Below are 26,544 nucleotides of genomic sequence, written 5' to 3'. Positions count from 1 at the left end.
TTAATGATAATTGATATCATTTGTGCGTTTTTGTCATTCGTTCGCTATTTCGTCGGATGACATGATGCTCACGATTTAACAGGACAAAAAAACAAATGAGAACAGCATTTTTCCTTCTCTCTATAGCTCTTACTGCATTTCAGGCAAATGCCGCTCTTGAACTGAAAGATGAATACGGAGCCTGGAGTCATTATGAATCTCAGGACGTAACTACTGGCAAGCCGGTTATCATTGGTGCTGCTGATGCAAAAAGTGACGGTGATGTTGATACCGTCGCACTTCGTTGTACTTATGAAGGTGTGAATCTTTTATTTTTCAAATCGATGAAGCGTGAAGAACCCGGCTATAAGGCAAAAGCCAGTATAGATAATGGTGATGCCTTTAACATGGATGTTTGGGTAAAGGGCAGCACTCATTGGGCAACAATGCCTGAAAAACAAATTGAAACCGCTGTAAAGGGAGAAAAGCTGATAGTTACGCTTCAAGGCACATCTGATAAAGAACAAGTAACAGTCTCATTGAATGGATTCGAAAAGATGTACCAGGTACTAGCTCCAACCTGTAAAGAAAACGTATAAATCAGATAAGCAACCATTTGTTCAGTTCATTGTTCATAAAGAAAAGCAGCCATTTGGCTGCTTTTTTTGGGGATGAACAAATTTGTGAGTTGAATTACGATTAAAACTCAGCATCAACCTTAAATTGCATCGGCTCGTGGGTGATAGGGTGTTCCAGTTCTAACATTTCGGCGTGAAGGTGCAGGCGGTTTGCTTTTACACCGTAAAGATCATCACCAACCATTGGGGTATGCAGCCCTTCAGCATGGGCACAATGAACCCTTAATTGATGGGTTCGACCGGTTTTCGGGTACAACTGTACTTTGGTTTGGTTATCTTTTCGCTCAAGCACTTCCCATTTGGTTTCCGCGTGTTTGCCGTGCTGGTGGCAGACAAGCTGACGGGGTCTGTCGTTCAGGTCGCCACGAAGTGGCAGGTTAATGATGCCCTCATCCTGCTCAATGATACCGTCGAGTAGGGCAACATAGCGCTTTTGCACCGTGCGTTGAATAAATTGCTTCTGTAGGCTCTTGTTGGCTCTTTTTGTCAGCGCGATCACCATCAGGCCGGATGTCGACATATCCAGCCTGTGGACGATAAGCGGACCCGTAGCATCAGGGAAACGTTGTTTCATCCGCAGGTAAACGGAGTCTTCAATGGTTTTCCCCGGCACGGACAAAAATTCGGCCGGTTTGTTGACCACGGCCATGTCGCCATCTTCGTAGATCACCTCAACCTGCTTACCTTCGCCCGGATTTGTCAGTAACGGGTTTTCATCAACGTCTAAACCAACCAGCATATGAGCTAGAATCGGCTGGCATTTACCCTGACAGGAAGGGTAGAAATTCTTATGCTGGCGGATTTCTGATTTAGGCGATGTTCCCCACCAGAATTCAGCCATGGCTAGTGGTTTCATTCCCCACTTAAACGCATATTGAAGAAGCTTAGGTGCTGCACATTCGCCGGCCGCAGCTGGTGGTACTCCTTGAGCAGTGTTGACGAAAACTTCGCCCAGGTCTTTTTCCTCACCGAGAATATTGAGAAAACGATACTGTTCGAATAATTTTTGCTGCAGGGCGGCGGACAGGTTTTTGCGTTTATCTTTAAGTTGTTCGATTTCTTTAGTCAGTAACTCAAGCTGCTGCTGGGCGTGTTGAATACTTGCTTCACATTCCAGTTTTAGATCCCGCAGCTGAAGTTTTTCGATGATACTTTCCTGGCTGAGCTGGTTTTTTACTGCCTTAAGCTCTTCACCACATAGCTCAGCTTCCGCTGCCGCTCTTTTCGCCTTTCTGACTTTTCGGGCTTCGATCATTTTGCTGCGGTGAGCTTCAATCTGTTCATTGGCTGTTTGTTGTGCCACAGACAGCGCTTGCGTTAGCTCATTGAGTTGCGGATTAGCTTCCAGCGTTTTTATCTGAGCGTTAATACCGTTGATCTCATCTTGCCCGATCAGGAAAAAGCTGTTTTCGGTCAGCATGTCGAACACTGGCGGAACAAAATGCGGCAACAGGTTTTTCTCTGCCATCTTGCCGGAAAAAGCCGATAAATAGCCTATCTCACCATGTTTATTCTCCACCAGAAGCACACCAAACATTTTACCGACTGCAGTGCCAGTATCACCATTCAGACCAAAGTTATGCTGCCAGTTGGTTTGAGTTTCCAGATGCTCTTGAAGTTCTTTTGCTGCCAGCATACATAACGGGTGTGGCTCATAGTAGAACGGGAACGTAAAACGCTCAGGTAAGCTGAAAGAATCGATAGAGGCTTTAAAAGGTGTAAAACAGTGTTCCGGGGAGTGCATAGGCTGATCTATTGTGATGAAAGTTGTGCTATTCAGATTCGGTTTGAACGGCGGTTATGGCGGGCAATTCTAACCTTTTGTTACTCAGATATCACTAATACGATGAAGAGGCGTGGGAATGGGCGGAACAGGGTTTGCCTTTGCTTCTTGTTCTTTTCCTGTGTTCTTCAGCCAGTAATTTCTTTAAATAGGCTCAACCCAACTAATATGTTGATATCAGGCTTAAGTGGGAGATTGTTATGAGAGGTGTTCTATGGGGCTGTTTGTGTCTGTTAATTGCTTTTATAACAGCATGCGGAACAAGTGACAGTTCGCTCAGGGACAGTGGTCATAATGAATCATATATTCAGGGTTTTCATGATGGCAGGCATAGCGGTTTGCAGGAAGCTGGTAATGAGTTTGAACATTACATACGAGACGAAACTCGATTTAACACTGATGCTGACTATAAGGCCGGATGGTTGGCAGGAGAAGGTGAGGGCAAAAAGTTGCAGGTTCAGGCGACTTCGGTTGGTGGTTCTGTGGGAAATGCAATGTCGTCACAGTCAAGTAAGCCAACAGATCCTGAAACAGTTGCAAAAGAGGTTTTGGAGCATACGGACACATCACAGCTTAAGAACTTAAAGTAATTTTTCTGTTTAACTGTTTTTGGGGTTGCAAACGTTTAGGCAAACGATTGTTTGTTTCTTGTGGTAAATACAGTTTTTCCAAATTGCTTTTGTTTCAAACTTGTTACTGTTTGGTTGAGTCAATACAATCCCCGTCATAAAAACGATTTCATCACAGATGAATATCATGCGATTGCTCATCGCCTAACAAAAAACAGTCAGTCAGAAGAAGATAAGTATGAAATTGGAAGCAGTTGATTATACAGCGGATAATGCTGAAGAGCTTTTCGTTGAGTCACTACGTAATACCGGTTTCGGTGTTCTTAAGAATCACCCGATCCAGCAACAGATGGTAAGCGCTATTTACAAAAACTGGGAAGCGTTTTTTAACTCAGAAGAGAAGAATGCCTTTCGTTTTAATACCGAAACTCAGGATGGCTTCTTTCCTTCTGAAGTTTCAGAGGTAGCAAAAGGACACACCAAGAAAGATATCAAAGAGTACTTTCACTACTATCCTTGGGGACAATGTCCTGATGCGCTGAAGCAAGAACTACAAAATTACTATGAAGAGGCAAATAAACTTGCCTCTGAGTTGCTTTCCTGGGTCGAGAAGCATTCTCCGGCAGATGTTTCTAAACTTTATTCACAACCGCTTTCAAGCATGATCGATGGCAGTGATAAGACGCTGTTGCGCGTACTGCATTATCCGCCGCTGAAAGGTGATGAAGAGCTTGGCGCCATTCGTGCCGGAGCGCATGAAGATATCAATCTGCTGACTGTTCTGCCTGCGGCAAACGAACCGGGCCTTCAGGTGAAAACGAAAGAGGGTGATTGGCTTGATGTTCCTTGTGATTTCGGCAACCTGATTATCAATATCGGTGACATGTTGCAGGAAGCGTCAGGCGGTTATTTTCCGTCAACAACTCACAGGGTAATCAATCCGGAAGGTGCCGATAAGTCAAAGGCTCGAATCTCCTTGCCCTTGTTCCTTCATCCAAAGCCGGAAGTGGTACTTTCTGAACGCCATACAGCGGATAGTTATCTGATGGAACGCCTGAAAGAACTGGGTGTAATTTAATTCAGTCGGGTTTTTGCTACGTCTGAGAATGATAACGCCGGTTAACAGAAACCGGCGTTTTTTGTACCTGCTGGAGTGAAGGGATTACTGAACCACTTCGCCGCTCTCAACAACGGTCTTTCTGACTTTATCGCTGAATTCCAATGCTTCTTTGCGAATAGCATCTTCATCAACTGTCAGCATGTTACGGTTTTCCATTAGCAGCTTGCCATCAACAATGGTGTGCTTAACGTTTGACGCGTAAGCCGAATACACAAGGGCTGAATACGGATTGTAAACCGGTACCATGTTCGGTGCTTTGGTGTCGATCACGATGATATCTGCCAATTTACCGGCTTCCAGCGAACCGATAGTGTTTTCCATATGCAGGGCACGAGCCGCGCCGATTGTCGCCATTTCGATCACTTTCATCGGCGGCATGGCGGCACGATCTTTGTTGACCAGTTTATGAACTTTGGCAACCTGGTTGAACTCATCAATGGTGCTAAGGGTATTGCCGGACATCGGACCGTCTGTACCCAGACCGATGCGTAGCCCGTCATCGAACATTTTCAGGGCAGGGGAAACACCTTTTGCTGATTTGATGTTGGCACTCATGTTATGGGCAATGCCGACGTCATGTTTTTTAAGCAGGGCTATGTCATTGTCATCAACATTGATCACGTGCGCACCAACCAACTTAGGGGTCAGCGCTCCGATATCGGCCATGTATTCAACCGGTGTTTTACCACCGCTTCGTTCTGCAATTACCAGGTTTTCACGTTCAGATTCAGCAAGGTGGATCATCACAGGTACATCATGTTTAAGTGAAAGCTCTGTGATTTTCTGAAGGGATTCTGTGGTGTTGGTGTAAGGCGCGTGAGGAGCAAAAGCCGGGGTAATACGCGGGTGATCTTTGTATTCCTCTATAAAGTTCAGCGCATACTTAATGCCTTCATCGGCATTAGCCGCGTCAGCAACCGGGAACTTGATGACAGTTTCCCCCAGAACGGCACGCATACCTATGGTATCAACTGTTTTGGCAACCTCATCTTCAAAGTAATACATATCGGCATAAGTGGTGACGCCGCCTTTGACCATTTCCACGTTACCTAGCTGGGCACCGATTCGAACCATGTCACGGGAGACTAGTTTCTTTTCCAACGGGAAAATATAACGGTGGAGGCGATCAGGTACATCATCGGCCAGTGAGCGGAAGACGGTCATTGAAACATGGGTATGGGTGTTGATCAGGCCCGGCATTACAATATCACCATCGGCATCAATGGTTTTGGCGGCGAGGTAGTCTTTGATGTTCGAGCCGTCAGTTACGGCAAAAATTTTGTTCTCTTTCACTGCCACCAAGCCGTTGCTATAGACAGTGTTTTCCTGATTCATTGTCAGAACGGTGGCATTTTTGATTAGCAGATCGACTTTTTCCAGAGCTAAAGCTGAAGTGCTGGCGAGGGAGGTTGCTGCAAGGGAAACAGCGAGAAGTGTTTTCTTAAACATTGAAGACAATCACTTAAATGATACAGGTGTTTGATAATACCCTCTGAACTTGATCAGGAAATGTGTATTGCAGAATTAACCAATGTAATTGTGATAACCATCACCTTTCGATAAGTGGTAAATCATCTTCTGGATAAGAAAACAGCACCGAAAGGTGCTGTTAATCGTTTGCTTGCTGTTGTTTTTATCAATTTGATGAATTTTTCTTGTTATAAACTAAGGTGAAAATCATCCAGGCGGTTAATGCTGAGCTGCAAAGTGGCAATGCAATCCAGACGCCATTAACGCCGACGAATTTGGCCAGGGTAAAGATGAATAGGGTAATAAGAATGAGCTTGCCGCCAGTCAGGAACGAGGCTTCTTTGGCTTTATTCACTGATTGGAAATAGGTTGCGCCCACCAGCAATAAGCCTTCCATCGGAAGCCCCCAGAAGTAAAGCTGCATGCCGTTAACTGCCTCTGGCAGCAGGGTCGTGTTATTTCCGGCAAAGAGATAGACCACATAGTCCGGGAAGCCGTAAAGGAAAGCGACACCACTGAGCGCTACCAGTAAGGTGGCGGCAAAGGCCATGTTGCGTGCTTTGATCACTCGCTCAGTCTGACCGGCTCCTGTGTTGTAGCTGGTAATTGGCTGGATACCCAGGGCAATCCCTTCAAATATCAGGTAGAAGAAAGCTTCGGTATAGCTGACGATGCCGTAAGCGGCGACATGAATGGCACTTCCTACCCAAAGGAAAGCCTTGTTATGTAGGGTCAGCACTACCGACAGATAGAGGTACATCAGCAGGCTGGAAAGACCTAATCGGCTAATTTGCTTTACGCTGTCCCAGTGTAATCTGAGGGTTTCCCAGCTGATTTTCAGGCGGGTTTTCTTACCGAAAAAATGTTGCAGGCAGAGTAGAGTGGTTGCTGCTTGTGACAACATGGTGGCGATGGCTGCTCCGGTTAGTTCCCATGGAATGACGACGATAAATACCCAGTCGAGAATCACATTCAGCACACCGCCGAAAATCATAATCCAGGTAACCCGGTTAGGTTCACCGTCATTTCGCAGCAGGGATGAGAACGCCATTGAGATAACAGGAAAAGCGCCCAAGGCGAAATACCAGAACAGGTAGTCTGATGCCATCTGGAATATTTCACCTTCTGCTCCCAGCCAGCGCAGGACATCATCAGCGAAAAGAATGCCTAAGCTGCAGCTTATCAGGGAAATAATCAGACAGAGCGAAAGGGCGTTTCCAACAATAATTCTGGCCTGGTCTGTATGCCCTTCGCCGAGCTTTATTGAGACCAGGGCTGAGGCTCCCATGCCGACCATCGCACCCAGTGCATAGAGGATGGAGCCGATAGGGTAGCCGAGCATGATCCCGGCAAGGCCGTTTTCACCGATAAAATGACCGACAAACATGCCGTCGATAGCAACGTAAATACCAGTAACCAGCATGGCAGCAATGGTTGGCATGGTGTAGCGGATGAAGAGTCGGAAAATGGCGTCATCCCGCAGTGATAAATGTGGTGCTTGGCTGATTTCTGGCATGAAAGTGAGTTCTGATAACAAATTAACAGGGAGCTATAGTATCGGATGATCCCTTAAATAGGGTATCGATATGATCACTATATTTTGAATGATGTCAGTTGTCAGCCTGTGTAAATCAGACAGATATTACTGTTGCGATGAGATTACATGATTTAGCGGGTAATAAGCGGTTAACAGCAGGTAGCGATGAACAACCTTTCCATTGCCATGTCTTTTTAGCGGGTGATGAACTTCGTGGAATCCGCCGGACAGGGCACATTTTTGCTCCAGGCTTTTCGGTAGAGAATGTGCACAATCCTGGAGTCGGATACCGTCGGCGATGTACTCATCTGAATTAGCAGGTAAGTGTCCCAGCCACCAGGCCGGAATTTCTTTACTGGCTTTGCTGCGGTCGAACCAATGGTCAGAAATAACCAGTAGGTGCTGTGGTTTGTCAGTGTCTGTTTGCTTACAAGCCGCACTAATTGATTGCAGTAGCGCTTCACGCCGGCCCAGATTGGCGCTGTCCAGACGATGGGCGATAACCAGAATATAAAAATGCGGTGTTTCGATAGTAAAAACTGGTTGTTCCTGATTCTCTTCGCTTGGTGATTTCACAAGGGTGGCGTTGATATCGGCTTGCTTCATGGTCGATATAATGCGTCGGCATAAAGCTTTACCCATGTGATATTCGCGCATCCCCCGGTTATGTACTGTCGGATAATGATGCTCACATAGCTGCAAGCAGTCAGACTGAAACTGGTTGATACTGACAGAAAGAAGATCTCTGACCAAAGATGAAAAGCCTCACAAACACAATACAACATGCTTAGCCTGAAAAATTGGTTAGGTAAATGGGTCAGGCCAAAAACATTTTATTACAGATAAGTTATCGTAACAGAAAAATATGCTTTGCCTGACGATTATTCAATGATTTAGTGATCAAAAAAGCCCCTTTTTGGGGGCTTCTTAGCAAATATTGATGATTTTAACAGTTATGGCTTCGAAGAGGCTGCGCGATTCGGGCCGGAAAATCCTGAAAACCACCGTTTGAATGTCTTATACCTCAGGCCAAGCAGAATTAATGAAACCAAAATATACAGAGCAGGCTCTGTAATTCCGGATTTTACCGACCAGTAATAGTGGATCGGGCTCAGAAGCAGGGCGAGATAAACAAGGTTATGCAGCTTTTGCCATTGAAAGCCAAGACGGCGTTGCATTTTTTTAGTCGAGGTGACTGCCAGAGCAAGCAGGATTAGCCAGCTGATAGCACCCAATGTCAGGTAAGGGCGAGAAGCAATTTCAACGGCAAGTAGTGACCAGTTGAAGTTGAGATCCAGCGCCAGATAGCCCAGCAAGTGGAGTGCCGCCCAGAAAAAGCTGTATAAGCCTGTCAGACGGCGAATTTTCATCAGTCCGCCTTGCCTGAAGTATTTGGCAACAGGTGAGATCAGCAAGGTTATCATCAGGGTATTGAGTGCTGCCTTTCCGGTAAAGTGGCTGATGCCCTGAACCGGGTCAGCTCCCAAGTCGCCGCTGAGAGTCTGTAAAATCAGTAACGCAACAAAACTGAGCGATACCAGATGGATGATGACTTTCAGTCCGGTAATGTGTTTAGGTGACAGCTTCATCAGTAGTTTTTCCTCAAATCCATACCTTTGTACAGGCTCGCTACTTCTTCCGCATAGCCGTTGAACATTTTGGTCGGCTGGCGTCGGCTGCTGAACAGACTCCCTTCACCGATAAAGCGCTCACTGGCCTGACTCCAGCGCGGATGGTCAACTGTCGGGTTAACGTTGGCATAGAAGCCGTATTCCTGAGGAGCCAGCAGATTCCATGTAGTCGGCGGTTGCTTGTCTGTCAGGGTGATTTTGACAATAGATTTGATGCTCTTGAAACCATACTTCCACGGAACAACAAGCCGGATTGGAGCACCATTTTGCGGAGCCAGGGTTTTACCGTAAAGGCCGACGGAAAGCAGAGTTAACGGATTCATAGCTTCATCCAGTCTTAAACCCTCGACATAAGGGTAGTCAATGCCGCCGCCTAGACGCCGCGATGCCTGTCCCGGCATCTGTTCAGGATCGTAGAGGGTCTCAAAGGCAACATACTTAGCGCTGCTTTTCGGATCGGCTTTTTTCAGCAAAGTCGCTAAAGGAAAACCAATCCATGGGATATTCATCGACCAGGCTTCGACACAGCGCAGCCGGTAGATCCTCTCTTCCAGAGAGAATGAGGAGAAAATATCCTCATAGCCCAGCGTCAGAGGTTTGTTGACCAGTCCACCAACTTCAATGTTCCATGGGTTCGTTTTGAAATTGGCTGCACGAGCTGCCGGATCTGACTTATCGGTTCCAAATTCATAAAAATTATTGTACTGAAGAATTTTGCTTTCAGGTGTCAGTGCAAGCTGCTTACCAGAGTATTGAGAGGAGTTGGTTGTAAGTAACCGGCGTGTGTCTTTGAGTTCTTTTTTTGAACCGGTGAAGGCATCAAATAACCCGGCATTGGCTTTTGCCGCAATTGGCATTCCGACAAGGGTAATTCCCAGCTTTTTTAGGATATCGCGGCGTTGGCGGTAGACTGATTCAGGGGTCGCTTCATTTTCAGTTAAAGTCCAGCGTGATGTTTTCTTGATAAGCATATTCTTCCTTAATTTTCCGGCTTATTCCGTATCTTTTTACGGTGTTTTTTGTCGGCTTATATCTGTATGTAATATCAAGAGACCTGAATAATTAGTGAAAAATTTCATCAAATTGCACTTTGATTTTAGTGATAAAGGCGGTATGTTTCGGCTCGAAGTAAAATTTATCGCTTAGTTCAGGGAATTTGAATGATTAAAAAAGCTGTTTTGATTTCAACTCTTTTGGCCTTTCCTATGCAGGCTGCTGCACTTACTTCTCCACTGACTGCCGGTGTTTTCCTCGGCAGCCCGACATCTGGACTAACGGTACAGTATCGCGATGATTACAAGTTCGCTGTAGGTTTTAATGAGCCAAGTTTTTCTGTTGATGCAATCTGGAATACCAGTGATATGGCAACAGGAAGTATGTACTCGCCTCTCTATGGATTCACTGGTATTCAATGGGTAGATGACAGTGAACATGAGTGGGGACCTCGTGGCGGTGTTGGAATCGTCCTGCCATATCACTATGTGCATATATATGCAGAGGCTGGCGTGACATGGTATATGCAAAAAGAGTCAAGCATGGAAGTTGAAGGCGCTGTTGGCGTAAGGTTTAACCTCTAATGTTTTTGTTGGGGTTGATGGCGGTTTTTGAGAAACTGCCACTTTCTCAATGTTTGTAATTTACTATGACTGATCTACACGACTTCAATGCCAACCTTGAGTTACAGCATATCTATCTTGAGGTTTACGCAGAACGTTACCATTTCCTGAAACAGTTTTTCGAAAGCTATTACTGTTATCGCCACGGCTTGCTGACCCGAAATGGAAAGGCCGACTGGGAGCAGATCTTTGAGTTCAGTCCTCGAACTGTAGCAGCGACTAAAGTTACTGATCGTAAGCAGCTTGTTCGGGAGCTGCGCATGCCATTGACGGTACTGACTGGAAAGCTGAAAGAGATGGTCAGAGATGATGAGCTGAGTATTGAGTCAATAAAGCAGCTATTAGACTCGCATCTGGATTACATAATCCTGACTCGTCATGAACATCAGAAGCTGAAGAAGGCCGGCCTGCTGGACAGAATGCCTGCCGATTATTATCAGCAGAATAGTGACAATTACCTTGTTACGGATGCCAGATTCAGTGTTGTCGGCATCTGTTTTATTGCTTAGGTAATTGTGTCCGTTCAAGCTGAACGAACTTTAAAAATCCCCTGCTACTAAGAGATGTCCGGTTTTTACCAGCATCAGGCAGCCTTTCCGTGTTGATGGCTGATGAGTACTTCCGGCCGGGTTTCGGAGCCAGGTTCCTTTCTCATATTCGCCCTGTTCATCACAGAACTCTCCTGAAAGAATAAAGACTTCCTCGCCGCCGTCATGCCGGTGGCGGGGTAATGATGTATCGGGTTGCCATTTCATCATGACAGTCTGTTCACCTTTAAAGCCATGCAGAGGCAGGGTAGACATGCCGTTTTCTAGTCCCGGTTGCCAGCTTGCATTGTGGGTATCAAGCCGGAAAATTACATTATCCTCTTCAGGAAACATATTGAGCTTTACATAGAGCAGGCAGCCAGTATTGCTACCCGGTGAGTGATATGAACCCGGCGGATTTCGAATATAGGTACCTGCGGGGTAGTCGCCGTCTTCATCTTGAAATACGCCGTCGATAACGAAAATTTCTTCCCCGTTGGGGTGGAAATGAGCCTGAAAATGGGTGTTGGGGTCATAACGAACAAGGCTGGTGACTTGGCCTCTTTCTGCCGCTTCCCGCTCAAGCGGGATCCGCCAGACGCCGGTGGAAGGAGATGCCAGCCATTGCTGGCGGGTTGTATCTATCACCACTCGCTGATGCCTGTCCATATTGAATGAAGATAGTACGTTCATCTTCGCAGCCTCAATTTAACTTCTCTGATTTAGTTTATACGATGAATAGTTGTTCATACGATGAACTGACTATGTGTCAGACGCTATCTAAATTGATAATTTTGACTTTACGATGACGAAGTGTGGGGGGCAGCCACGTACAATGGGCTGGTGTTAAAAACTCTGACAGAAAAACGCTGGTGCGGTGTATAGAACTTGAGAAAAGATTCTATTGAAAAGTGATAACAGCCCAATGTTTGCCATACTTTCAGTACCTCAAAGGGAGACGTTTTTGTGTTTCGCTCATTACTTATATCAATCACTTGTCTGGCATCAATGGCAGCGAACGCCATTGAGTATCAGCGACCGGATGTTAACAGCAAGCTGGTCGGTACAATGGAATATTATCAGGTGAACAAAGGTGAGAGCCTGGCTGATATTGCAAACAAATACGATGTTGGCTTTCTGGCACTGATGGAAGCCAATAAAGGCGTTGATCCTTTCCTGCCGACACCGGGGACACTGCTGACAGTACCTACCCAGTTAATTTTGCCTGATGTGGAGCGAGAGGGCATAGTCATTAACCTCGCAGAGTTGAGATTGTATTACTTCCCGCAGGATGATCATGATCGTATGCATGTCTTTCCGATTGGTATTGGACGTGTAGGACGTGAAACACCGCAAATGACGACTCAGGTTAGTCAGAAGATTGAGAATCCGACCTGGACCCCGACGGCAAACATTCGTAAAGAATATCGTGAGAAGCATGATATTGAGTTGCCAGCCGTTGTACCTGCCGGTCCGGAAAACCCTCTGGGTGAATACGCGATGCGACTCAGCTATGGCAGCGGACAGTATCTGATCCACGGAACCAATAAAGATTTCGGTATTGGAATGCGGGTAAGCTCCGGTTGTATTCGCATGAACCCGTGGGATATTGAGTGGTTATTCCCCCAAGTGCCGGAAGGCACTAAAGTGAGGGTTATCAATCAGCCGTTAAAGCAGACAGTGGAGCCGGATGGTTCTTTATATGTTGAAGTTCATCAGCCGCTGTCGAAGTCAGAAGAGCAGGTGGGCACACATAAAAGCGTTAAACCGACTGACTTGTTGCTAACATCTGTTGAAGGTGATGATACCGCGGAAAACCGACTGAATTCTGCTTTGTTCCTGCAAACCGGCGTGCCGACAGAATTGAGACGGGATATTTAGCCGGTGATGTGAGGCCAGAACGTGGATCGGACTTGGGACCAGACTTTTCCAGTCAGATGAAAAAAGCGAGAGTTGTGAGGCTCTCGCTTTTTCATTTCTTACTCGAATCTTTTGCCTAGTGTTATTAGTTTGATTTAGCAGAAACTACCTGACTGTCTCGCTCAGCCAGTTTTTGGTAATCAAACGAAAAGCCTGTCAGATCCGGGTGACGTTCATAAAATAAGGCCTTATCACGCTCATTGGCTTCGTTATAGGTAATTATGCCATATCCGCTAGGGTACTCTTGGTTCCAGAGTGTACTTTTGGCAACAAGGCTGGAAGTAATAAACTGGCCGATATAAGTTACGTTACCGGGGGAAATCGTAAATTCCAGTCCGAGATCCTCTCTGGATTTTGAAATAATGCTTTTATTGCCGTTGTCACCTTTGAAGCCGATACAGAACAGTTCGTACTTTCCTGGTGGCAGCGCAATGCTGAACAGCTGGCCCCTCATAAAACCGGTATTGAAATCATAGTCATCGTTTTTGTTGACCAGAGTGATGATCTCATTATCTCCGGACTGACGAATATAAAGGGTGGTGACAAGGCCTTCACCGGAAGACGGGCCATGCGTTGTCGCACTCAGGCTTCCGGTCAGGTAACCTGCGGTGTCTTCTGGGGTATCTTCAAATTTTTCCGGTAGTGATACTGATATTCCAGAGCTGCATCCGAACATAAACAAGCTGGAAAATAGGAAAAATAAAAGTTTCATCGCCACTAATCCTTGTTCTTTTTGATAGTTAACGGGCTTTTGTTTACATGTAATGGTTTACGCCCGTTAATTTGTATCTGTTCTTATATATGCCATAGTTTACTGTGTCGTTCACTGAGTAATTGTAATCTATTGCTTTCAAACTTGATAATTATGAGCAGGTACACGGATCTCAGTTATCACTATTTAGATTGCTGCTACTAATTTTGGAGCTGTAACAATGACGTATTGATTATGGGATAAGCTCGGGTTGCCAATAGTCAGGGTTCTGTCAAATGTGATAGAGTGGCGCTCTTTTTTTGCTGTTTGATAAGAAGAATGAGATCGATTCGCCTTACCGAGATTAAGCCGTTGTTTTTCCCCGCTAACCGAGATGGGCTGGCATTTCGCCTGTTTTCTTACTTTGCAGTCATTCTGCTTTTAATTCTTATTGTGCAAAACGTTGCCGAGTTTGCACTGATCAGGGCCATGCTTCATGTTCCTGAAAAGATCCAACAAGAGATGTTGGAATTAGCGTATCAGGCTGAAGTAATGATTGAAGACGGAGATATGGATGAACTGGCTGACTGGGAAAAAGCACAAGATTATTATCTGTTTGTGCTAGACAGTGATAAGAAAACGATCAGCGGCCGTGAAATGCACCCGCATTTTGAATTTAAATTGCAGTTTATTCGTCGTTTGGATACGACATTTGAAAACCGGGTAAATCAGCCGATTATTGCTATACCACTTCGAACTGGGCATACCCTGGTGGTTCAGTTTCCTCGTCAGTACCATCCCGCGCGCTATTTCCCATATTATTTCTCGCTTATTCAAATCTTTATTGCGATCTTGATATTGAGTGTGTTTTCTATGCTATTAGCGCGTTATTTACAGCGTCCTCTCAATAAGCTTCAAGATGCGAGTAATCGTCTTGCCGACGGTGACTTCAGTGTTCGGGTCAGTAACGAAGTGGGGGATAAAGTCACTGAGTTCGCGCATCTTGCTGACTCTTTCGACCATATGACGACGCGTATTCATGGTCTGGCGCAAAAACAGAAACAGCTTATTCGTGATGTTTCTCATGAACTCAAAACACCGCTGGCGCGGCATAGTCTTGCTCTTCACCTGTTGCGTAAGCGACTCCCTGATGACTGTCAGCATCTGCTGGATAGGCTGGAAAAAGAGTCTGACGAGATGAACGATTTGGTAACAGAGATCCTTGAATACAGCCAGCTTGAGAATGCTAAATACTCGGTGAGTCTGGTTCCGGTGCAGCTGGAAACTGTTTGTCAGCATATAGTGCTGGATATGCAGGGTAAAGTTCAGCCGGGGCAGGTACTGTCATTTGAAGGAGACAAAGGTGGAGAAATGGTACGGGCCGATAATCGCCTGTTGCTTCGGGTGGTTAAGAATCTGCTCGGGAATGCGGTGAAATACGCCGGAGCAGAAGCCAAGATTTCAGTCTCGCTCGGCCACAGAAATGGCTGGACACAATTGGTGATTGAAGATGATGGTTGCGGCATTCCCCAGCAGCAACTTCAGCAGATCTTCGATCCCTTTACCCGTCTGGAGATGGCAAGGGATAAACAATCCGGTGGTTACGGCTTGGGGCTGGCGATTGTTAAAGAATCCATGTCATTAATGAAAGGGCATGTCAGTGCTGAAAATCGTCCGGAAGGCGGTTTGCGGATCAACTTGTTGTTCCGGCCTGCCTGAGAATTGCCATTTTAGAAGGAATAGGTGCGGGGAAAAGAAAAAATAAAGGGTATGTTTTTAACCAGGCCTGCTTACGGGAGGAATATCTGTAAGCAGGCTTGAGACTGTTATCGACATATAACGTGCCGAAACATTGCTTGCGAAGTTTTATTTACGCATTTTTTCTACGTTGATAACGTTCTTGAATTTACTTGCTTTAGACAACAGGTAATCAACATCTGGCGGGAAGTCTTTGTTTGATTTTGCATGTTTCATCATGTCAAACACAGTGAACTCAGTCAGAATTGCATACTGGTAAGGTTCAAAATCACCTTCAGCCTGAAGAGTCGGGTCAAAATACTGATCGCCTTTACGGATAATTGCGTGATCAATGATTGGCTCTTCACAACGGTAACCCAGAACGTAACGCTCGCCTTTGCCATAAATTACATTCATATAGCTGTTGTAGAAGCACTCATTTTCAGTGGTTGTGCAAGTCTCCAGCAGCGCCTCGTCCATCGGTGAAACTGTCACGATGCGAATCTTATCAGCTTTGTAGTTAAGCTCTGTCAGTTGGCGACGTACTTCGTCTAGGTTTACTTGTGTCACTTCTTATACCGTGTATATCAATAAAATCCGCGGCATTATAGCGCCCAATCCGTTAAATATCACGAATGACGCGATTTTCCGGTAGTAGTAGATATTTCGTTAATGATTTCCTGATACTTCTTTACGAATGCAAAGAATGTAAATTACCTGCAAATGTGAATTGTTATCACTTATATTCCGCTCCAGATTAAGCAGTCACGTCCCCGGGCGAATATTAGCCTGAATCCAACCTCTCAAAAACAATAATCAGGAGAGGCTTAGTTGCTCAAATAATATGGAGATAGCGGAAAATGTTTTCTAAAAGTCAGCTGGCTTTATTGATTGGTGCCATCGTGTCGGCACCGGTCGCTTATGCGCAAACCAATGATCAGGTGGACAGTGTGGATGAACACATGGTCGTTACCGCCCGTGACTACGGCTATAAAGCGGATACTAATACCACGGCGATGCGTATTGAGGCGACTCAGTTGGAAACACCGGGGCAGGTAGCGATCATTGATGAACAGATTATTGATGAGCAACGGGCCTCTACGCTTGGGGAAGTGTTGAAGAATGACTCCAGTATCTCGGAAGGCGGCAAAGGCCGTAACCGTGAGGTATTTCAGTTGCGAGGTTTTGAGCTGAGCAGTGGCGACAGCTATCTTCGTGATGGTAAGCAACACTGGTCTCACTACCGTCAGCCGGTAGAACTGCTTGAGCGAGTCGAAGTGCTGAAGGGGCCGGCAGGCCTTCTGTATGGTAAATCTGCGCCGGGTGGCCTGATCAACATGGTTTCGAAGAAACCGACTTATGAAACTCAGGTAAACGTTAGTCAGGATATCGGCTCGAATAACTCATCTCGTACCGTTGTTGATGTCAGCGGAGCATTGAATGCAGACCAAACCCTTCGTGCTCGTACTGTGCTGGCTAAACAAAACTATGATTCATGGCGCAATTACACTGACGGCAGCACGCCTTCCACTGAGCGCTTTGTTGGCGGCCTGTTTGTTGATTACGACATCAACGATGATGTTACTCTTTCGTTCCATTATGACAAAACCAATGACCACGGCAGCGTAGATACCGGAGCCTATATTGTTGACGGTAAACCTGTTTTAGGCGAAGGCCATGTGTGGGATGCTCAGTGGTCAAATATTGAAAATGATGTCGAAAATATTGGTCTGGATGTTAAAGCGCAACTGACAGACAGCTGGCATCTTGCGGCAGGGTATAACCATCAGGACTTTGAGCGTCGGGACATCGAAAGCTTCTCCAAGCCAGATACTTACAACGCGGCTGATGGTACATTCACTTATAATGGCTACGACCGCTGGGACAACTGGCAGTTTGATACTGCTTATGTTGATTTCGTCGGTGAGTTTGATGCACTGGGTGTCGATCATCAGATGCTTGTCGGTGCAAACTGGCTGGGTTACTACTACAAAACGCAAAGCCAGTACTTGAAAGGCTTTACAGCTACTGTTGGCCAGCCGATGGATAAGCCGGCAAACCTGCATTACAGCAATGGTAAAGTGAAAGATCCGACTGAACGCGATTCCTACGGTATTTACCTGCAGGATATGATTACCTTCAATGAGCAGTGGCAGGTGTTGGCTGGTGTTCGCTTTGACCGCTTTGAAAATGACAAACACACGCACAACAATGTACTGCCAAAAGCAGGTATTATTTTCCATCCTGAATCAAACGGTTCTGTTTACTTCACTTATTCTGAAAGCTTTGAGCCAAAAGATCCGGTGAACGATGAAAACGATGTCAACAATGGCATGGAATTAAAGCCGGTGAAGGGCAAACTGTATGAATTGGGAACCAAGTGGGAATTGCTTGATAACCAGCTATTTGTATCGGCAGCTGTCTTCGATATTACACAGGAAAACAAAGTACTGAGCGAAGAGGTTGCGGATGTACCTGGAAAAGAAAGTATAACGACTCAGGTTGGTGAGCAGGTTCACCGTGGCGCTGAACTGAGTGCTTCCGGTTATGTCACCGAGAAACTGGCACTAAACGGTTCATTTACTTACCTTGATGCAGAAGTGAAAGATCCTACTGACGTTACGAAAGACGGTAAGCGTCCTGCGGATGTACCTGAGCTTTCAGCAAGCATTTGGTCTCGTTATGCTGTTACGGATAATACGAATGCTAACCTGGGTGTGATTTATGTCGGTGAGCGTTACGGTGACACTGAAAACGAGTATAAGAAAGATGCTTATACCCGTGTAGATGCAGGTGTTGCCCATACGATTAAATACGATCAGCATCTGGACATCATCATGCGCCTGAATGTTGAAAACGTCTTTGACACTGACTACCTGGCAGGTGGCAGCCAGACCAAGACCATTTTGGGTGAAGGTCGCAATTACATGGCGACATTGCAAGTACGTTATTAATAAAATTGGGTTTTAATTTTGGGGGAGTGAAAGTTCCCCCACATTTTTGATTCGAGCAATAAAAGCACTTTAAATGATATTTATTTTCATTTATGATGCCACTGTTTGTTTTTTGAACTTTATCTCTATGATTCCCATAGCGATTTTTTATTTTTATGAATCCTCTGAAGGCATTATTTGTAAAATGAAGCTAAGAAAAACCAGCCTTGCAGTAATGATGGGCTTTTTGGCCGCAGGCGCAAACGCCGATAGCCTGGATAGCGCACGGTCGATTGAAAGGAATATCAATGCCTCTTCTGCGCAAAGCCAGAAAAAAATTGATAAAAGTGCCGAAGCGACACTATCGATGGCGGCTGAGATTGAACAACTTCAGGAAGAAGTGAAGAACCTGACTGTATACCGCGATCACTTAGCCCGTCTTGTTGTGAGCCAGGAAGCAGAGGCGGATAGCCTTAACGTTCAGATCCGCGGCATCGGTGAGACCCGTCAAGGCATCGTTCCTCTGATGTATAAGATGATTGACGGTTTAAAAGTGCTGATAGCTGAAGATAAACCTGTTCGTCGGGAGCATCGGCTGGCAAGAATCGCCAAATTAGATGCGATGATGGGGAAGGCCGATGTCAGTGATGCAGAAAAGTATCGCCGTATTCTGGAGGCTTACCAGATAGAAGTTGATTACGGCACCAAGCTGGGTATTTATCAGGGCCGGATTGAGCTGATGGATCAGGACTCTATCGAAGCTGACTTGTTGTATCTTGGCCGAATCTCACTGGTTGCCCGAAGCCTGGACGGTAAACGCTACTGGGCGTGGAACGATAAGGTTTCAGGGTGGCAGGCGTTGGATTCACAGTTTGCCAAAGGTATTGATCAGGCTTTTGCCATCGCCTCAAAGCAGGCAGCACCTGGCCTCATTTCACTTCCTGTATCTGTTAACGTGGAGAGCAAGTAATGAAAATCAAAACGTTAGCAATCGCACTATGTCTGTTTAGCCTGCCTTTTGCGGCTTCTGCAAATCCGACTCTTCTTGAGAAAACCAGACAAGAACAACAGATACAAAAAACGCATAACGCAGAGCGTGAAGCCGGTTTCAAACTGACGGAAAAAGAAGTCAGAGCGAAGCGCAATGCCCTGATTGCTGAGCGTAACCGCCTTCAGCGAGAAACTGAGCTGTTAAGCAAGTCATTCAGCAAAAATGAAAATAAGCTGACGAAACTTGAAGAGCAGTTACGATTGGAAACCGGCAGTCTTGGTGAGTTGTTTGGTGTTGTCCGTCAGGCAGCAAAAGAACTGGATACTGAAATGGCGTTTTCAGTTACCGGTGCAGATCACTCAAACTATGATGCTGTAGTTAATGAGATTGTGGCTGCAAAAGCATTACCTTCAATCACTCAGTTAAACGGCCTCTGGCTGGGTATGACTGAGCAGATCAAGGCGAGTACAGAGCTACGTCAGGTTAGTGTTCCTTTCATCAATGGTGAAGGTCACCAGTCAGTTGTTCAGGCATACCGCTTGGGAAGCATGGGCCTGATTGCTGATCAGGGTTACATTTCCTGGGATGGTAAACGTCATGTTGCAACACCTTATCTTAAACAGCCGGAAAATGGCCCTTCTTTCTCCGTGATGTCCCAATTAAACGAATCCGGTTTGCAGGCAGTGGTTGTTGATCCTTCCCGAGGCGTGATGCTTGAGCAACTGGCTAATTCTCCTGAATTAAAAGATCGCATCGAACATGGTGGTGTCGTAGGTAAGATCATTCTTGGTCTGTTGGCTGTCGGTGCTGTGATTGCATTGTTCCGCGGCGCAAAACTGATGATGATCCGTCAGCAAATTAAAGCCCAGCTGAAAAATCCTACTAAGCCGGGTAACAATCCGCTTGGTCGCGTGCTGAACGTGTATAACAAAGCGCAGAACCGTTCAGTTGAAGCATTGGAGCTTCGCCTGCTCGAGACCATTGTTGATGAACAGCAGGGGCTTGAAAAAGGTCTGTCGATGCTGAAACTGCTGGCGGCGTTGGCACCGATGCTGGGTCTGCTGGGGACAGTAACCGGGATGATTGAAACTTTCCAAGTGATCACTCAGTTCGGTAACGGTGATCCGACCGTGATGGCCGGAGGTATTTCCATGGCGTTGGTAACAACGGTACTGGGACTGGTTTCAGCAATGCCGCTGCTTCTAGCACACAATGTGTTGAGTACTCAGGCTGATAATATCCGCAATATTCTGGAGAAACAGGGCATCAGCCTGGTTGCGGAACAGGCTGAAAAAGCAGGAAGCGCAGCCTGATGGGATCCCATATATTTGAAGTGCATTTTATACAAGCGATGGGGCTGGAATCCTGGTGGTATTCGCTGCAGCACTTTATGAACCAGGGCGGCCAGGTGCTATGGTGGTTGGCTGCTGTGGTTGTCCTGTGTTGGCTTTTGGTGATCGAAAGGATTCTTTATCTGGCGTTTACTTACCCAAAACATAAACAGCAATGGCTGACGAAGTGGCAGGCGAGGGACGATCAAACATCCTGGTATGCCCATGCCCTTCGTGACGGTTGGTTGAGTGAGGCCCGTATTGCGCTGAACCAGAATCTGAATCTGATAAAAGTGCTGGTGGCAATTTGCCCTATGTTGGGGCTGCTTGGCACAGTTACCGGCATGATCTCAGTGTTTGATGTGATGGCAACTCAGGGAAGTAGCCAGCCACGCCTGATGGCATCAGGGATTTCGCTGGCAACATTGCCGACAATGGCTGGCATGGTTGCAGCTCTTGCCGGTATGTTTGTTCACGCCCGCCTTTCAAAAGCCTGCCATCTGCGTGAACTCAAGTTAGAAAAATTATTAAGGAGCCAGTGATGCGATTAAGTCGTCCGTCTTCTGCTCGTGAAGAAGCCCAGGTCGATCTGACTTCGATGCTGGATATTGTTTTCATCATGCTGATTTTCTTCATTGTGACCAGCTCGTTTGTACGAGAGTCTGGTGTTGAAGTAAATCGCCCGCAGGCCAGCAATGTGGTTAGCCAGAAAGATGCCGGTATTTTCATTGCGATTACTTCAGCTAACGACATCTATATCGACAAGCGGGTTGTCGATGTTGAGCGTGTTCAGGCCACATTAGAACACTTGTTGCTTGAGCAACCAGAAGCGTCTTTGGTCATTCAGGCAGATGAACATGCTTATAACGGAACGGTTGTTAAAGTTATGGATGCAGCGAAAGGGGCCGGAGTTAAGAAGATAGCGCTGGCTGCGGAGAAACGCTGATGCTGCGTTTAATCATTGCACTGCCTCTGGCATTGGCAACCGCGATTGGTTTGTTTACTTTCATGGCCTGGATGGTGGATAACGGTAATCAGCGGGCACAGGATGATAAGCAATTGTTTGCTTTTGACATGGTGATGGTTGAGCAGGAGCAGGAAGTTCAGCGCCGTAAACGAGCAGTGCCGGAAAAGCCGGATACACCTGAGCATCCGCCGGAAGCCGTCCCGACTGCATCGCAAACGGCGAACGCAACAGTAACGCCAACCATGCCAAGTCTGGCGTTGGATACCGCAATTACCGGTTTGGCGATTAATGTTCCTCAGTTTTCTGACTTTGGCGCTAATCAGCAGGCAATGCCGCTGTATCGGGTTGAACCTCGTTATCCGTCCAAAGCACAAAGGCAAGGGCTTGAAGGGTATGTGTCACTCACCTTTACCATAGATCCGCAGGGCCGTCCGGCTGATATTCAAGTGGTGGATGCAAAACCTCGCCGAGTCTTTGAAAGGGAAGCTATACGCGCCTTGCGCAAATGGAAATACCAGCCGAAAGTTGTAGATGGCAAAGCGGTGGCTCAGTTGGGGCAATCAGTAAGACTGGAGTTTAAAATAGATCGATGATGAAGCAGTTTGCTTTTGTCCTGGCTCTGATATTTGTCGCCGGGCCGGTTAATGCCGAACTTTCCCAATATACCGCAGGCAAGGTTCAGCGTGCGCATAACCTGCAACAGGAAGAAAAGCTAGATGAGGCGATAGCCCTTCTGGCAGGTATCTCTCCCTCGAAAGCTTATGATCAGGCTTTTGTACAACGTATGTTGGGCGTTTTCTACTGGCAACAGGGCGACCTTGGCAAAGCTATTGAGAACCTGTCAAAGGCCGTCAAAAGTGGGCTATTGGAAGATGAGCAGGCATGGGTAACGCAACGAATGCTGGCGGATATTTTGCTGTCTGATGAAAAGTTCAGGCGGGCTTTGCCACATTACTATCAGTTGACGAAGAATATTCCCGAAGGTCAGAAAACTGATGAATTGTGGCTGCGTATTGCTCAGTCTCATTACCAGCTGAGTGAATGGAAATCGGTGCTGTCAGCAATGAAAACCTATGAGTCATTTGCTAAACATGACGAGGTGGCACCGCTGACGATTAAATTGGGTGCCCAGCTTCAGTTGAAGTACTGGAAATCTGCAATTCCGACGCTTAAACGCCTGATTGTGCTGGAGCCTAATAAAGCTGCATGGTGGCAGCAAACGGCCGGGATTCAGATGCAGCTTGGCCGTTCAAGAGATGCGCTGGATACACTGGCTCTGGCTAAACGTCAGGGTGTAGCACTGAGCCAGCAAAACCTTAAGTCACTGGCACAGCTATATGCTCAGAGAGGAATTCCTGAACGTGCGGCGAAAATCTATGCTGAACTGAACGGTGTAGAATCAGATGCTGAGTTGGTTTCCACTCAGGCGATGTACTGGCAGATGGCAAAAGAGTGGGATAAGGCCATTGAGGTCTGGATGCTGGCAGCTAAGCTCGACAATAAGCATCGCTGGTCGTTGGCTCAGCTTTTGTTGCAGGAAGGTCATTACCGAAAGGCTTTGACTGAGTTGGATAAAGTCAGCGATAGAAAACGCCGGGCGGATGTTGAATTGGCGAAAGTACGGGCTTATTACAAGCTGGAAGATTTCGACAGCGCGATTGTTCATGCCAAGAAAGCTGACAATATTGAATCAACGGCTGCCGCTAAAAGCTGGATCAAATACCTGAATCAGATGCGAAAGATGAATAGTTGAGGTTTCAGCAGCTGACACTGAAAATCACATCTTAGAGTCAAAAAAATATGAAAGCGAGAGTCTGATTACAGGCTCTCGCTTTTTTGTTTCACCGTGTTTTTTTGGATTGGGTTGGTTTGTTTTTCGGTTTGTCTTTTGTACTGGCTTCAGTCGCATCTGACTATATTGGGAAACACTTCCTCGATTTCCCGGTACAGTTTGTCTGCCTGTTTTTCATAACGGCGGGAGAAGTGAAAAGGCACTAACTGATTTACCCCGGCGGCGGCTGCAATTTCACCACAAGCCCGGGTTGTCAGGTGGCCGTTATCAGTACCGCGGCGAACATCGTCTTGAGAAAAAGTTGCTTCACAGAACAGAACATCAGCATCACCGGCAAGCGCAGTTAACTTTTTCCGGTTATCTGCGGTATCGGCCAGATCGGTGGCATAGACTATTTTTTTCCCTGCCTGCATGCGAAGTAATTGCTTGGCCAGCAACGCCCACCGGCTGGCTTTCACCGTTAGGAAGGTCAATTAATCGATCTTGTTCTCCGGCCATGTAAGCGTATTTGAGTTTTCCGAGCCATGGCCCCGGCGGAAAGTTTAGTTCCTTCAGCGCTGATTTTGAGACTGAAACAGCAGCAACCGGTTCATAAGAAAAAGCCAGAACAGGCGTACCGTGATCCAGTTCGATGGTTCGGATGATAAATCGTTCTTCACGGTGGATGATACCGTCATGAACAGTGATCTCTGGCAAAATCGGTATTTCATGGTGACCTGCCTGAAGCCGGAAACGGCACAGTTTGTTGCCATGTAGCTCAGAAACGGTAAAGACAGGGCCGTTGTCACCAATACGATCCCATAAAATTCCGCTGATCATACCGGCAATATGTCTGGCCAGCCCTGGCGGACCATAGAGCTGGCAGCTTCCACTGGCACTGAGCCTTACCCGGAGTAGCCCCATAAATCCACCGATATGGTCGAAATGGGCATGGCTGATGAAGATATGGCTGACATTATGAGCATGGCGAACTGGCAGGCGGGAAGTGTTGCCAAGGTCGAACAGCAGGCAGCGACGGTTCTGGTTGGTTTTAATCAGTAGTAACGGGTCATCAAACAGACCGTTGACCAATTCCGCGGTGATATCTCTTCGGCGGATGCGAGGTGTATTTCGAAGCGGTTTTACATCTGATGGATGAACCAGAGATTGGGTATCGGTTTTTTGTCTATGCGCGTCAGAGGCACCTCCGGCTGCATGCTTAGTTACGGCAGTAACCAGCAAGTGTCCGGGCAGATGTCTGGCATCGCGAACCAGTAATTGATCGGGCGGCTGTTTAAATGGCTGGCAGTGAACCTTGAGTTGGTGATCTTCCAGTTCAATGATTTCTCCCATAGAAGTCACGCCATCACTGTTTGTTAGCTTGATAACCAGCCCGGCCCATTTTTCAGGATGATCGACAGGAGGCGGGGTGCCGAGTAGCTTTGGTGTCCGGATATCCAATTCCATTTCACTACAAGTATTGAGGTATTGCTCCCATAGCGCCGTTCGTCGCAAGGCTCGCTGGTGTCGGTTTGGTGAGATGGCCAGCTCAGAGCTTGTTATCGCTATAACCGGAACGTTGAGGTTGGCTATTTCGTTTTCAAGAGAGACAGAGCATGCAGGGCTTTCCGGGCTGTCCTTGTTGGTAAACTTATCCAGCACAGCCAGTTGCGTCGGGGCTGTAATATCAATCAGTGAGGGTAGAAGCTCGGCAGCGGCCACACCTTTAATTAAGCCGGGTGCATCAATGATAAGCGGGATCTCCGCCGGAATACGTAGCATCAAGCTGCGGAGTGCTTCTGTTAACGGCAGGCGGAAGCGGGCAGCATCCAGGCTGCATAAAGCTTCGAAATCTGTTAGTTGCCAGTCGGTTTCCTTCCATATCCCAAGATTGATTGCAGCAGGAATACCGAACCCCGGTGAGCCAGGATCGGCACTCAGGCAGGCACAAGGCTTACCTTCAGATTGCATCCGCTTAGCCAGTTCTGCTGCAAGGAAGCTTTTTCCGGCACCCGGTGGGCCAAATAAGACAATACGACTTGATGGCTGGCGCAGACTTTCATTAAGCGTATCAACACCTTCTGAATAGCGGAGGATATTAGACGGGCAGAACATATCATTACCCCATAAGTTTGCACGGATGACCGGGTTTAAACAGAAGGTGATAGCCGGTCATTTGGGCAATCACTTCCATGTTGGTGGTGGCATGGGTGGATAGTTGATCACAGCTGAAGCATCCACCACGGGCAACGACCATTGGGAGCATAATTTGATCGGTCAGGTAGCGGTCCAGTACGGCTTTGGAAGAAAGATATTCCCTGACCTGTTTATTGAGCTTTTCGGCGACGGTTTCGGCTCTTAATTTTAATCTTCCCAGTTGGATGATGCTCAGTTGCATCTGTTCAAACTTCATATCAAAGCAGAGTAGGTTGCCGCTGGATAAAGCTACTGGAGAGCGAATGTAAAATTCATCGATGGGGGCATGATAGAGGCCGATAAAGGTGTCGATTTCCCGCTTGCCAATACTCTCTGGCAGTCCGACACAGTAACTCACCAAACGACATTTTCTTAGCCGACCGCGTTCTGTTAATTCAATAGGAGTGAGTTTCGACGGTTTTATTCGCGCCAGCCACTGCCCACCTCCGGCGGGAACAAACCCCCACTGTTTCACCTCTACCTCGACGTTGGCTCCCATTTGTCTTAATAAGGGTAGGAAACTTTGTCTTAGGTAGGTCAGTGTTGGTGCCATCGGGTTGTGGGTACCGCCAGTCAGTGTAATCCGGCTCTCTTTGTTGGCCTGTAGCAGAGGTAGCAGTAGTGTCTGGAATAACAGTGTGGAACTGCCGGCAGTACCTATGTCAAATTGATATTCTCCGCCATAAATTTCACCGGGGCTGAAATGCAGCTCGGTGGAGCCAAGTTCATCACCCTCAACACGGGCGTTGCTGATTTCCCTGGCGGCTCGCACACAAGTTAAGTGTTGTCGCCGCAGGCCGGGTTTGTCTCGCCGGGCCCGGATATTACTGATGGTGAAGTTAATCCCGTACAGCAGTGATAAAGTCAGGCAGGTTCGCAGTACCTGGCCGCCGCCTTCACCCTGATCGCCATTAATATGTATGCCTTTCACCGGATGAATCCGTTAAGTTCAGATACTGAAACTATCGTTCACTGCGGAAGCCTGTGCCAGTGAATACCTCATTTACAGCATGAGGTAATGAAACTGGAGCGAGAGCAACATCATAAATTTCGAATACATATTGATTCTAATAAAGAAAATCACGGCAGAGCCGGGAAGTGAGGTTAAGCTTTAATTAACAGGTCAGAGAATGGAGC

26 protein-coding genes are annotated in these 26,544 nt (G+C 46.8%); 14 read left to right on the top strand and 12 right to left on the bottom strand.

Annotation, left to right across the window (positions count from 1 at the left end; genetic code table 11):
• Positions 1–95: 95 nt before the first annotated feature.
• Positions 96–578 (top strand): hypothetical protein, encoded by a 483-nt coding sequence (locus AACQ93_RS22395; protein ID WP_064609022.1) that lies wholly within the window; start codon positions 96–98, stop codon positions 576–578.
• A 100-nt stretch (positions 579–678) separates the two neighbouring features.
• Here the strand turns inward: AACQ93_RS22395 and AACQ93_RS22390 are convergent, their stop codons facing one another.
• The gene (locus AACQ93_RS22390; protein ID WP_064609020.1) at positions 679–2,361 is read right to left on the bottom strand and encodes an RluA family pseudouridine synthase; all 1,683 of its coding nucleotides are present in this window, start codon (positions 2,359–2,361) and stop codon (positions 679–681) included.
• A 239-nt stretch (positions 2,362–2,600) separates the two neighbouring features.
• On the opposite strand from AACQ93_RS22390, the gene AACQ93_RS22385 reads away from it, so the two are divergent.
• A complete protein-coding gene (locus AACQ93_RS22385; RefSeq protein ID WP_232323382.1) occupies positions 2,601–2,990 on the top strand; it encodes a hypothetical protein in 390 nt (129 codons plus the stop codon).
• 217 nt (positions 2,991–3,207) lie between these two features.
• Positions 3,208–4,047 carry a 2OG-Fe(II) oxygenase family protein gene (locus tag AACQ93_RS22380; protein WP_064609018.1) on the top strand — a complete coding sequence of 280 codons (840 nt, stop codon included), beginning with the start codon at positions 3,208–3,210 and terminating at the stop codon, positions 4,045–4,047.
• A gap of 84 nt (positions 4,048–4,131) precedes the next feature.
• Here the strand turns inward: AACQ93_RS22380 and AACQ93_RS22375 are convergent, their stop codons facing one another.
• The 5 genes from AACQ93_RS22375 to msrP all read right to left on the bottom strand — a co-directional run bounded on the left by AACQ93_RS22375 (position 4,132) and on the right by msrP (position 9,698).
• Positions 4,132–5,538, bottom strand: coding sequence for an amidohydrolase (locus tag AACQ93_RS22375; RefSeq protein WP_064609016.1), 1,407 nt, complete (start codon positions 5,536–5,538; stop codon positions 4,132–4,134).
• A gap of 187 nt (positions 5,539–5,725) precedes the next feature.
• Positions 5,726–7,075, bottom strand: a complete 1,350-nt coding sequence (locus AACQ93_RS22370; RefSeq protein ID WP_064609014.1) for an MATE family efflux transporter — start codon at positions 7,073–7,075, stop codon at positions 5,726–5,728.
• A gap of 126 nt (positions 7,076–7,201) precedes the next feature.
• Positions 7,202–7,849, bottom strand: a complete 648-nt coding sequence (locus tag AACQ93_RS22365; protein ID WP_064609012.1) for a hypothetical protein — start codon at positions 7,847–7,849, stop codon at positions 7,202–7,204.
• A gap of 200 nt (positions 7,850–8,049) precedes the next feature.
• Positions 8,050–8,685: a protein-methionine-sulfoxide reductase heme-binding subunit MsrQ gene (gene msrQ / locus AACQ93_RS22360; RefSeq protein ID WP_064609010.1), complete on the bottom strand. Its 636-nt coding sequence runs from the start codon at positions 8,683–8,685 to the stop codon at positions 8,050–8,052.
• On the bottom strand, positions 8,685–9,698 hold the full coding sequence (gene msrP, locus AACQ93_RS22355; protein WP_064609009.1) for a protein-methionine-sulfoxide reductase catalytic subunit MsrP: 1,014 nt from the start codon (positions 9,696–9,698) through the stop codon (positions 8,685–8,687). The genes msrQ and msrP overlap by 1 nt, the downstream gene beginning before the upstream one ends.
• A 189-nt stretch (positions 9,699–9,887) precedes the next feature.
• Here msrP and AACQ93_RS22350 point away from each other — a divergent pair, with 189 nt between their 5' ends.
• The gene (locus AACQ93_RS22350; RefSeq protein WP_064609007.1) at positions 9,888–10,304 is read left to right on the top strand and encodes a hypothetical protein; all 417 of its coding nucleotides are present in this window, start codon (positions 9,888–9,890) and stop codon (positions 10,302–10,304) included.
• 65 nt (positions 10,305–10,369) lie between these two features.
• Positions 10,370–10,852 (top strand): hypothetical protein, encoded by a 483-nt coding sequence (locus tag AACQ93_RS22345; protein WP_064609005.1) that lies wholly within the window; start codon positions 10,370–10,372, stop codon positions 10,850–10,852.
• Between the two features lie 30 nt (positions 10,853–10,882).
• Here AACQ93_RS22345 and AACQ93_RS22340 read toward each other — a convergent pair whose 3' ends face one another.
• The gene (locus AACQ93_RS22340; RefSeq protein WP_064609003.1) at positions 10,883–11,563 is read right to left on the bottom strand and encodes a cupin domain-containing protein; all 681 of its coding nucleotides are present in this window, start codon (positions 11,561–11,563) and stop codon (positions 10,883–10,885) included.
• A gap of 273 nt (positions 11,564–11,836) precedes the next feature.
• On the opposite strand from AACQ93_RS22340, the gene AACQ93_RS22335 reads away from it, so the two are divergent.
• A complete protein-coding gene (locus tag AACQ93_RS22335; RefSeq protein WP_007468631.1) occupies positions 11,837–12,751 on the top strand; it encodes a L,D-transpeptidase family protein in 915 nt (304 codons plus the stop codon).
• Positions 12,752–12,875: 124 nt separating this feature from the next.
• Here the strand turns inward: AACQ93_RS22335 and AACQ93_RS22330 are convergent, their stop codons facing one another.
• On the bottom strand, positions 12,876–13,502 hold the full coding sequence (locus tag AACQ93_RS22330) for a hypothetical protein (RefSeq protein ID WP_064609001.1): 627 nt from the start codon (positions 13,500–13,502) through the stop codon (positions 12,876–12,878).
• A 318-nt stretch (positions 13,503–13,820) separates the two neighbouring features.
• Between AACQ93_RS22330 and AACQ93_RS22325 the strand changes: the two genes are divergently transcribed.
• Positions 13,821–15,200, top strand: a complete 1,380-nt coding sequence (locus tag AACQ93_RS22325) for a histidine kinase sensor domain-containing protein (protein ID WP_064608999.1) — start codon at positions 13,821–13,823, stop codon at positions 15,198–15,200.
• 147 nt (positions 15,201–15,347) lie between these two features.
• On the opposite strand, the gene AACQ93_RS22320 is transcribed toward AACQ93_RS22325, so the two are convergent.
• Entirely contained in the window at positions 15,348–15,788 is a 441-nt protein-coding gene (locus AACQ93_RS22320) for a hypothetical protein (RefSeq protein ID WP_064608997.1), read from the bottom strand.
• A gap of 290 nt (positions 15,789–16,078) precedes the next feature.
• On the opposite strand from AACQ93_RS22320, the gene AACQ93_RS22315 reads away from it, so the two are divergent.
• The 7 genes from AACQ93_RS22315 (at position 16,079) to AACQ93_RS22285 (ending at position 23,193) form a co-directional block, all read left to right on the top strand.
• Positions 16,079–18,172, top strand: a complete 2,094-nt coding sequence (locus AACQ93_RS22315; protein ID WP_064608995.1) for a TonB-dependent siderophore receptor — start codon at positions 16,079–16,081, stop codon at positions 18,170–18,172.
• A 184-nt stretch (positions 18,173–18,356) separates the two neighbouring features.
• The gene (locus AACQ93_RS22310) at positions 18,357–19,121 is read left to right on the top strand and encodes a DUF3450 domain-containing protein (protein ID WP_064609695.1); all 765 of its coding nucleotides are present in this window, start codon (positions 18,357–18,359) and stop codon (positions 19,119–19,121) included.
• A complete protein-coding gene (locus AACQ93_RS22305) occupies positions 19,121–20,455 on the top strand; it encodes a MotA/TolQ/ExbB proton channel family protein (RefSeq protein WP_064608994.1) in 1,335 nt (444 codons plus the stop codon). Before AACQ93_RS22310 ends, AACQ93_RS22305 begins: the two co-directional genes overlap by 1 nt.
• A gap of 38 nt (positions 20,456–20,493) precedes the next feature.
• On the top strand, positions 20,494–21,015 hold the full coding sequence (locus AACQ93_RS22300; RefSeq protein WP_064609693.1) for a MotA/TolQ/ExbB proton channel family protein: 522 nt from the start codon (positions 20,494–20,496) through the stop codon (positions 21,013–21,015).
• Positions 21,015–21,419, top strand: coding sequence for an ExbD/TolR family protein (locus AACQ93_RS22295; RefSeq protein ID WP_007466201.1), 405 nt, complete (start codon positions 21,015–21,017; stop codon positions 21,417–21,419). Before AACQ93_RS22300 ends, AACQ93_RS22295 begins: the two co-directional genes overlap by 1 nt.
• Entirely contained in the window at positions 21,419–22,033 is a 615-nt protein-coding gene (locus AACQ93_RS22290; RefSeq protein WP_064608992.1) for an energy transducer TonB, read from the top strand. Before AACQ93_RS22295 ends, AACQ93_RS22290 begins: the two co-directional genes overlap by 1 nt.
• Positions 22,030–23,193, top strand: a complete 1,164-nt coding sequence (locus AACQ93_RS22285; RefSeq protein WP_198160230.1) for a tetratricopeptide repeat protein — start codon at positions 22,030–22,032, stop codon at positions 23,191–23,193. Before AACQ93_RS22290 ends, AACQ93_RS22285 begins: the two co-directional genes overlap by 4 nt.
• Before the next feature lie 146 nt (positions 23,194–23,339).
• Here the strand turns inward: AACQ93_RS22285 and AACQ93_RS22280 are convergent, their stop codons facing one another.
• The 3 genes from AACQ93_RS22280 to rtcA are packed head-to-tail and all read right to left on the bottom strand — an operon-like array spanning position 23,340 to position 26,338.
• Positions 23,340–23,645, bottom strand: a complete 306-nt coding sequence (locus AACQ93_RS22280) for an MBL fold metallo-hydrolase (protein WP_064608990.1) — start codon at positions 23,643–23,645, stop codon at positions 23,340–23,342.
• Complete coding sequence (locus AACQ93_RS22275; RefSeq protein ID WP_064608988.1) at positions 23,590–25,326, bottom strand: Clp1/GlmU family protein; 1,737 nt, start codon at positions 25,324–25,326, stop codon at positions 23,590–23,592. The genes AACQ93_RS22280 and AACQ93_RS22275 overlap by 56 nt, the downstream gene beginning before the upstream one ends.
• 4 nt (positions 25,327–25,330) lie before the next feature.
• Complete coding sequence (gene rtcA, locus AACQ93_RS22270) at positions 25,331–26,338, bottom strand: RNA 3'-terminal phosphate cyclase (protein WP_064608986.1); 1,008 nt, start codon at positions 26,336–26,338, stop codon at positions 25,331–25,333.
• Positions 26,339–26,544 lie beyond the last annotated feature (206 nt).

The organism is Photobacterium sp. J15 (genome assembly GCF_963870815.1).
Taxonomy (GTDB): domain Bacteria; phylum Pseudomonadota; class Gammaproteobacteria; order Enterobacterales; family Vibrionaceae; genus Photobacterium; species Photobacterium marinum.
The sequence above is the reverse complement of the archived record's forward strand: the minus strand, read 5'-3'. Positions and strand labels throughout refer to the sequence as shown.